The organism is Caulobacter sp. 17J65-9, from assembly GCF_010975005.1.
Lineage (GTDB): Bacteria > Pseudomonadota > Alphaproteobacteria > Caulobacterales > Caulobacteraceae > 17J80-11.
The window spans coordinates 1-4,179 of record NZ_JAAIVC010000238.1; the positions used below are offsets into that span (position 1 = coordinate 1).

Consider the following 4,179-nt stretch of genomic DNA (forward strand, 5'->3'; position numbering starts at 1 on the left):
GCCGCCCAGCAGGCCGCCGCCGACGCCGCGGTCACCGCGGCCGCCGGCAAGCTGGCCGCCAGCGACGCGCCGGCGCCGGGCAAGGGCGAGACCCGCGTCCCGCTCAAGCGCGGGCCGGGCGTGCTGTACGTGCCGGTGAAGCTGGACGGCGGCATCGAGGCCGACTTCACCGTCGATTCGGGCGCCAGCCAGGTCAGCCTGTCGGAAGACGTGTTCCGCGAACTGGTCCGCCAGAAGAAGCTCAGCCAGTCCGACTACCTCGGCTCAGGCTACGCCGTGCTGGCCGACGGCTCCCAGGTCCCGGCCGAGATGTACAACCTGCACTCGCTGACGGTCGGCGACCGCACCCTGCACAACGTCACCGCCGTGGTCGCGCGCGGCCGCCAGGGCCAGCTGCTGCTGGGCCAGAGCTTCCTGCGCCGCTTCAAGAGCTGGTCGATCGACAACCACAAGAAAGAGCTGGTGCTGAAGGACTGAGCGGCCGGTCAGCGGCCGTTCCTGACCGGGCTCCGGGCCTCGACCGCATAGCGGAAACGCAGCCGTTCGCCGGGCTTCAGCTCCACGGACCAGGTCGGCGTGGCGTCCTTCACGAAATGCAGGCGGGTCTCGCTGACCACGCGAAGGCCTTCCGCCGGCGCCGCCGGATGGGCCAGCTCCAGCCGGACGGGCACGGATTTGCCGTTCACCAGCACGACTTCCACCTCGGAACGGACCCGGCCGACGCCCTTGCGAACGACGTGGGTCTCCGAGACCAGGGTCGCGGCGGCGCGCACGTCGACGGCGCGACCCAGCTCCAGTTCGACGGGAAGCCCCACAGGCGTGTCGGACAGGGAATCCAACCCGGCCAGCACGGGCCGGGCCGCATCGGTCTGCATCACCGAAACCGTGCCGCCGGGCAGAGGCCTGCCAAGCCCCGCGCGGGCTTCGTTCTTCAGGCGCAGCACCGCCGTTGGCCGCCCCTCGACGTAGCGGTCGCCGCCCGCGAGATCGGCGGCGAGGTCGTAGAGGTAGACCCGCTCCGCCGGCACGCGCCGCTGGTCGAGGAACTGCACCTGCTTGCTTTGCCGGGCCGCCACGGTCGTGGGCTCGGGCAAGGTGTAGAGCTTGTAGTCGCCGAGTTCGCTCATGAAGGCCATGCGGCTGATGCGTGACCCGGTGACGACGATCTCGTCCGACGCCACCCCCGGCACGACCTGCGGCGGACCTTCGTATTCGACCCGGTTCGCCCCGATCAGTCCCGAGATCTCCACGCGGTCAGAGGTCGTTCCGCCCGGCCAGCACGCCGGAAACGTTCCAGTTACGCGGGCGCCCGGCGCTCGGGTCGCACGGTCGCGGGCGACCTTGCCCGCCACCACCTGGGTGGGCGCGTTTTCGAAGGTGGTCCCGCCGCTGTTGGCCAGGGTGATCCAGCCGGTCAGGTCCACCGTGCGGCCGTCCGGGGCCATCCGCGCGACGTAGTCGGCCGACCAGTTGAACCCGGTCGCGAGATAGCTCAGCCGCAGCGTCTGCGGCCCCGGCTTGAGGACGTCGATCGCCACCGACAGAGTGGCCCGATCCGTCAGCCCCTCGGGCGCACGGTCGAACACCAGGCGCTCGGTCAGGCCGCTGCAGCCGAGCGCCTCGACCCCGTCGGCGGTCTGCACGAGCACGCCCTGCGGCCCGGAGCGGATGATTGCGTCCCGCTCTTCCACCGTCCCAGTCGTCGGGTTCGTACGGACCAGCCGCACCCGTTCGTTGACCGACCGTTGGATCAGCGAGCCCGGGGTCAGCAGGTCGAAGTCATAGTTACGCTCGACCGCCTCGCCGCCCAGCCCTTCCAGGGCGGCCGTCTCCGGCACCAGTCCGTCGGCGACGCCGCGGAAGCTGACGCGCTGGCGTCCGGCCGGCAGGTCGACCGTCCGGGTCTCGGTGATCAGGGCCAGTCCGCCATCGCCGAAATACACGTAGCCGCCGCGAGGGGGCCTCGCCGCGGTCCCTTCGCGATAGATGGTGACCGCCACCGCGTCCGGTTGGTCGGACACGACCTGGGCGGCGGCCTGCGCGGTCACGCAGGCCGCGGCGATCTGCACCGCCGCTGTCAGGGCCGCACGGCGCACCCGCGTCACCAGCCGGTTTCGACCGTGAAGGTCAGGGTGGTTTCGCCGCCCGCCGGCGCCGTGACATCCCAGGTCAGGGTGCGGGCGTCGACCCGGCGGCCCGTGAGGCTTTCCTTGACCAGCCGGGTCTCGCCCCACCATCCGGCCTGGGTGATCTCGACCACCGCCGGTTCGGCGCGGGCGTTGCGGACCAGATAGGACATTTCAAAGACGTCGTGGCCGCCCTTGCGGGCTTGCGAGACCACCGTCGGCTTGACGGTGACGTCGAACGCTTCGCCGGTCTTCACCACCAGATCCGAGCCCTGGGCGGTGTGATCCACTCGGTTCTCGCCGACGAACTTCGCCTCGCCCGCCTGGTCGCGCATGTAGACGCGCACCACCCCGGCCGGCAGTTGCGCGCCCAGGCCGCCGCGCGCCGAGTTGGAGAACTTCAGCACCACGTCGGCGCTCAGCGGCTCGGTGGAGGAACTGAACGAGCGGGCGCGGTAGGCGTAGGCCTTGCGGGCCGGGACGCCGGACACGTCGAGGAAGCCGACCTGCTTGGTCTGGTTGTTGGCCACCGTGGTGCGTTCCGGCAGCGGATACAGATAGAAGTCGCCCACCGAGGCCTGGCCGCCGATCTCGGCGCCGCCCGTCGCCTGGCCGGCCCGACGGCGCTGCTCCTGCTGCTGGCGCCATTGCCAGTCCGGGATGCCGGGGTTGGTCACCAGGTTCAGGTCGCCGGCCACAAGCTGAGCGCTGACGTCCTGGAAGTCGGTGCCGGACCGATTGGTCAGGGTGATCCAGCCCTGCAGGTCCAGCTTGCCGGCCTTCTCGTCGAACAGCGCGACGTAGTCGGCCTTCCACGACAGGCCGCCGGACAGATAGCTCAGCGTCGCCTTGCGGGGACCGGCCTTCTCCGCATCGACCGTCACCGACAGGGTCGGCCGGGCGCGCAGATTTTCCGGCACCTTGTCGAAGATCACGCGGGTGGGCACGCCGTCGTCGCGCAGCACCTCGATATGATCGCCGACCTTCAGCACCACCCCGTTGTTCACCGACAGGACGGTGGCCTTCTCGGTCACCTGCTGGCCGTTGCCGGGGTTGGTGCGCACGATCTGCACCTCGCGGCCGACCGCCTTCTCCATCAGCTTGGCGGGGGTCAGCAGGTCGTAGTCGAAGTTCTGCTCGACGATCGACAGCTCGCCGCCGGTCAGGGCCACGGTCTCCGGCCGGATGGCGGCGGAGACGTCCTTGAACTCCAGCTTCGTGCGCCCGGCCGGCAGGTTGAGGTCGCGGACCTCCTCCACCAGCGCCAGGTCAGAATTGTAGATGGTCAGGGAGCGCTTCGGCTCCTCGGCCATGGCCGGAGCGGCCGACGCCAGCAGAAGCGCCACGAAAGCCAGACGGTGCATGCTTACTCCCCCGATGGGAGAACCTGTCACGCTGCGGCGAAGCTGTCGAGCATGCACGCTCCGCGCGCATCGCCCGATTGACCGGCTGGGCCGTGCATGTCACCGGAGCGCCGGGGATTTAGTGGAGGGGCGTATGAGTGCCTTGTTCGGAATGCTGGCCGGGTTCGGTCCGGTCGCGGTCGGCGTGTCGACCCTGGCGGCCATCCTGCTCTGCATCCACGTCGTGCGCAGCAAGCGGGAGCTGTACTGGATCTGGCTGATGCTGGTGTTCCAGCCGTTCGGCGCGATCGTCTACTTCTTCGCCGTCTTCCTGCCCGAACTGTCGCGCGATCCCAAGGCCCGGCGCATGGGCGAGGCCGCCCGCGACGCCCTCGATCCGGGCCGCGCCTACCGCGCCGCCAAGGCCGCCTATGACGACACCCCGTCGGTCCAGAACGGGCTGAAGCTGGGCGAAGCGGCCGCCGACCTCGGCCGCTGGGACGAGGCCGAGACCCTTTTCGCCGCGGCCATGCAGGGCATGTACGCCGACGACGCCACCCTGGTGGCGGGCCGCGCCCGCGCCCTGGTCGAACTCGGCCGCCCGGCCGAGGCGCTGGAGGTGCTGACGCGCCTGCAGGACGAGGAGGCGCGCGCGCCGCGCGCCCTGCTGATCAGCGCCCGCGCCCTGCACGGCGCCGGGCGCCACGCCG

4 protein-coding genes are annotated in these 4,179 nt (G+C 70.7%); 2 read left to right on the forward strand and 2 right to left on the reverse strand.

Translation table 11 applies throughout. The features are described from left to right. On the forward strand, positions 1-477 hold a 477-nt coding region (locus G3573_RS20430; RefSeq protein WP_205598401.1), incomplete at its 5' end, for a retropepsin-like aspartic protease. Between the two features lie 8 nt (positions 478-485). Here the strand turns inward: G3573_RS20430 and G3573_RS20435 are convergent. Next, positions 486-2,096 (reverse strand): hypothetical protein, encoded by a 1,611-nt coding sequence (locus G3573_RS20435; protein WP_163263505.1) that lies wholly within the window; start codon positions 2,094-2,096, stop codon positions 486-488. A gap of 5 nt (positions 2,097-2,101) precedes the next feature. Next, positions 2,102-3,490 carry a DUF4139 domain-containing protein gene (locus tag G3573_RS20440; RefSeq protein ID WP_163263506.1) on the reverse strand — a complete coding sequence of 463 codons (1,389 nt, stop codon included), beginning with the start codon at positions 3,488-3,490 and terminating at the stop codon, positions 2,102-2,104. A 133-nt stretch (positions 3,491-3,623) separates the two neighbouring features. Between G3573_RS20440 and G3573_RS20445 the strand changes: the two genes are divergently transcribed. Continuing rightward, positions 3,624-4,179: tetratricopeptide repeat protein (locus G3573_RS20445; protein WP_163263507.1), on the forward strand; the 556-nt coding region annotated here is incomplete at its 3' end.

Excerpts from the sequence above, each read along its gene's own strand:
- G3573_RS20440 (WP_163263506.1), bottom strand. The coding sequence starts at position 3,490 with ATGCACCGTCTGGCTTTCGTGGCGCTTCTGCTGGCGTCGGCCGCTCCG.